General features: G+C 68.4%; 3 protein-coding genes. All 3 read left to right on the forward strand.

What is annotated here, in order from left to right; all coding sequences use genetic code 11:
* Positions 1-364: GTP-binding protein (locus PV721_RS41730; RefSeq protein ID WP_030846985.1), on the forward strand; the 364-nt coding region annotated here is incomplete at its 5' end.
* 333 nt (positions 365-697) lie between these two features.
* A complete protein-coding gene (locus tag PV721_RS41735) occupies positions 698-3,880 on the forward strand; it encodes a nitrate- and nitrite sensing domain-containing protein (RefSeq protein ID WP_319733877.1) in 3,183 nt (1,060 codons plus the stop codon).
* A gap of 10 nt (positions 3,881-3,890) precedes the next feature.
* The coding region (locus tag PV721_RS41740; RefSeq protein WP_319733879.1) for a roadblock/LC7 domain-containing protein at positions 3,891-4,196 on the forward strand (306 nt) is incomplete at its 3' end.

The following is a 4,196-nucleotide window of genomic DNA, read 5'->3' on the forward strand; positions in this document are numbered from 1 at the left end:
CGGCCGCATCACCCTGGACCAGGACCTGATCCTGTACCTCTTCGGTACCCCGGGCCAGGACCGCTTCTGGTTCATGTGGGACGACCTCGTCCGCGGCGCGATCGGCGCGATCGTGCTCGTGGACACGCGCCGCCTCGCCGACTGCTTCCCCGCGGTCGACTACTTCGAGAACAGCGGCCTGCCTTTCGTCGTGGCCCTCAACGGCTTCGAGGGACACCAGCCGTATACCCCGGAGGAAGTCCGCGAAGCGCTGCAGATCGGCCCCGGGGCCCCCATCATCACCACGGACGCCCGCCACCGGGCGGACGCCAAGAGCGCGCTCATCACGCTCGTCGAGCACGCCCTCATGGCGCGTCTCAAGTAACACCACGCAGGCGGCCCGGCTCAAGCGGCACCACTCAAGTCCCACGGGTTCTTCACAACGTGAGAGGGCGGGCTGTGTCATAGGACACGGCCCGCCCTCTCGGTTCATAACGTTTCGACAGACAATTGCCGCCAGTTGGCGACGGGGTGCGTTCGGCTGGTGCCGCTACGTGCATAACTCCCCCCATTTTTGCCGCAGGAAGCTCTTTATGTCCGATTTACGTGGGGCATAAGGATCTTGGAATGGCCGATTCCAACTGTTTGGAACACGGCCGTTAACCGTGCTGGAATTCAACGAACTAGCTAGTAGCACCGCCGGAAGGTTGTTGGTCGAGTGAGGCGAAGCAACGCAAGCCCCGCGGTTGAACCCGCGCGCGGCAACTTCACCCCGCCGCCGCGAGCGGCCGCGTCGCCCGTCGACGTGCCCGTGGAGCCACCCGCGCGCCCGGGGAGCACCAGCAGATTCTCGCCCCGCAACTGGCGCGTGCCGACCCGCCTGAACGCCATCCTTCTCGTGCCGGCCCTCGTGGGCCTGGTCATGGGCGGCTTCCAGGTGAAGGGCTCCGTCGACCAGTGGAACGAGGCCAAGGACGCCGAGCAGATAGCCCGGGTCGTCCAGGCGGCCTCGGAATACAGCCAGGCACTGCTCAACGAGCGTGACCTCACGGCCGAGCCCCTCCTGAACGGCCAGACCAACTCCGAGCAGGTGACCAAGGCCTACGCGGTCACCACCGGGGCCAAGGAGAAGTTCGACAAGGCCGTCCAGGACATGCCCAAGAACCAGGGCATGGAGCGACGTCTGGACCTCTTCCGTACGGAAGAGCCCAAACTGAAGGACGTCCGGGAGCGGGCCTACCAGGCCGCCCTGGAGACCCCCAAGAAGAACCTCCCCAACGCGGCGGGCCCCATCCCGACCGAAGAGGGCTACGTCGCGGTCCAGCACTACCTCATGCAGTTCGCCAACGAGCTCGGTCTCGGCACCGGCAACGTGACCTCGTACGGCCGCATGGTCTACGCGGTCCAGCTGGCCAAGGCGGCGAACTCGCTGCAGCGCTCCGTCGGCACCCACCTGCTCGTCCGTCCCAGCACGGACGAGAACGTGCGCAAGGCCCAGCTGGTCGCCTTCTCCTCCTACGCCTACCTCGAGGAAATCGCCATCGGCGAGTACGTCGCGGCCGGCACCGAGGGCGACGTGAACCGCCTCAAGGAGGTCATGGGCAAGAAGTCGGACGAGGGCAAGGCCAAGCTCGCCGACGCCAAGCACCAGGCCGAGCAGGCCGGTACCCGCTTCGTGCCGCCGCCCGCCCCCAACGGCAACCCGCTCGTCGGCATGACCGAGGCGATCGCCAGCGGCGAGAGCAAGAAGAAGCTCGCCGAGAACGGGACGAACCCCCTGTTCTGGCAGGCCGCCGCCACCGCCAAGTTCGACGGCTACGACGAGATCGAGAAGGAACTCCTCGACAAGGCCGTCAAGGACGCCGTCGCGGTCTCCGACGAGGCCCGCACCGACGCCATCGTCAACGGCGCCATCGTGGTCGTGGCCCTGCTCGCCGCCTTCATCATGGCCGGCCTCATGGCCCGCCAGATGGGCCGCGCGATGCGCCGCCTGCGCAGCTCCGCCTTCGACATCGCCGAGCAGCGCCTGCCGATGCTCGTCGACCAGCTCTCGCGCACCGATCCGGGCAAGGTCGACACCCGTGTCCACCCGATCCCGATCGACTCCCAGGACGAGATCGGCGAGGTCGCCCGCGCCTTCGACCAGGTCCACCGGGAAGCCGTACGGCTCGCCGCCGAGCAGGCGCTCCTGCGAGGGAACGTCAACGCGATCTTCACTAACCTCTCCATGCGCAACCAGTCGCTGATCGAGGGCCAGCTGACCCTCATCACCGACCTGGAGAACAACGAGGCCGACCCGGACCAGCTGGAGAACCTCTTCCGCCTGGACCACCTGGCCACCCGTATGCGCCGCAACGGCGAGAACCTCCTCATCCTCGCGGGTGAGGAGCCGGGCCGCCGCTGGGACCAGCCGGTGCCCCTCGTGGACGTGCTGCGCGCCGCCTCCTCCGAGGTGGAGCAGTACGAGCGCATCGAGCTCTCGGGCGTCTCCGATGCCGAGATCCACGGCCAGGCCGTGACCGACCTCGTGCACCTGCTCGCCGAGCTGCTGGAGAACGCCACCACGTTCTCCTCCCCGCAGACCAAGGTCCGCGTCAACGCGACCCGTCTTCCCGACGGCCGCGTGATGGTCGAGATCCACGACAAGGGCATCGGCCTCACCGCCGAGGACTTCGCGGACATCAACCACAAGCTGGCCAACCCGCCGACCGTGGACGCCGCGATCTCGCAGCGCATGGGTCTGTTCGTGGTCGGCCGGCTGGCGGACCGCCACAGCATCCGCGTCCAGCTGCGCCCCTCGGGCGAGGCGGCCGGCACCACCTCGCTGGTCATGCTCCCCGACGCCATCACCCACGGTGGCGGTGGCGAGGGCATCCCGGACGACGACTTCACGGTCTCCCAGATCATCCCGGAGCAGAAGGCCCAGCAGGCCGCCCCGCTGCGCACCGCCGCCGAACTCGGTTTCGACGACTCGCGGTACGACCAGCAGGGCGCCGGCGGCCTCCCGGCCGACCCGGTCGTCCGGTCCCTGGGACAGCAGGAGCGCCGGGCCGCACTGGCCGCCCAGGTGAGCTACCCGCAGGACCAGCAGCAGTACGCCGATCAGCCTGCCCAGGAGTATCCGGAACCGCAGCCGGAGCACGGGTACCAGGAGTACCAGGGCTACGAGCAGCAGTCCGGGCAGGCCTACGACGCCTCCTACGAGGCTCAGCAGGCACAGCAGGGCTACGAGGCGTACCCGCAGCAGGACTACGGTTATACGGAAGACGGCTACCCCGACCAGCAGTCGGCCACTCAGGGCTACGACAATGGCTACGAAGCCCGGTCGGAGCAGGCCGAGTGGCCCGATCGGAACACGTATCCGGCTGCCTACCAGCAGGATTACGGGACCGAATCGGAATCCCAGGCCGTCCCCGAACCGGCCGCGGACCGCGTAGGCTTCGACCGTCCGGGCGCCGCTGCCGACACCGGTCACGTGATGACCGGAGCGGGCCTGCCGCGCCGCGGCAGCCAGCAGCAGTGGCAGCCGGCACAGCAGGAAGCGGAGTCCACCGGATCCCTCTTCGAACAGCGGTCGCCGCGTCAGCAGCAGCCCGCCGCTCCGGAGCAGGAGAAGGAAGGCGGCACCGACTGGCGCTCGGGTAACGACGAGCGCTGGCAGCAGGCCGCCAAACTCCGTGAGCCGAAGGCGGGCGGGGTCACCCCGTCCGGTCTCCCTCGGCGCGTGCCCAAGGCCAACCTGGTCGAGGGCGCAGCGGAGACGACCCCGCAGGGCGGCCCCCAGGTCTCCCGCGCTCCGGAGGACGTCCGCGGCAGGTTGAGCAACCTGCGGCGCGGTGTCCAGCAGGGACGCAGCGCGGGTTCTGAGCAGTCAAGTAACAGCTATGACCAGGAGCGTTAGTGTGAGCCCGATGAGCCAGGCGGCACAGAACCTGAACTGGTTGATCACCAACTTCGTGGACAACACCCCAGGGGTGTCCCACACGGTGGTGGTCTCCGCCGACGGCCTTCTTCTGGCGATGTCCGACGGGTTTCCGCGTGACCGCGCCGATCAGCTGGCGGCCGTGGCCTCCGGTCTGACGTCGCTGACCGCCGGGGCCTCCCGCATCTTCGAGGGTGGCGCCGTCAACCAGACCGTGGTCGAGATGGACCGGGGATTCCTTTTCCTCATGTCCGTCTCGGACGGATCCTCGCTGGCCGTACTGGCGCACCCCGAG

It is taken from the genome of Streptomyces sp. MB09-01, assembly GCF_033794505.1.
GTDB lineage: Bacteria > Actinomycetota > Actinomycetes > Streptomycetales > Streptomycetaceae > Streptomyces.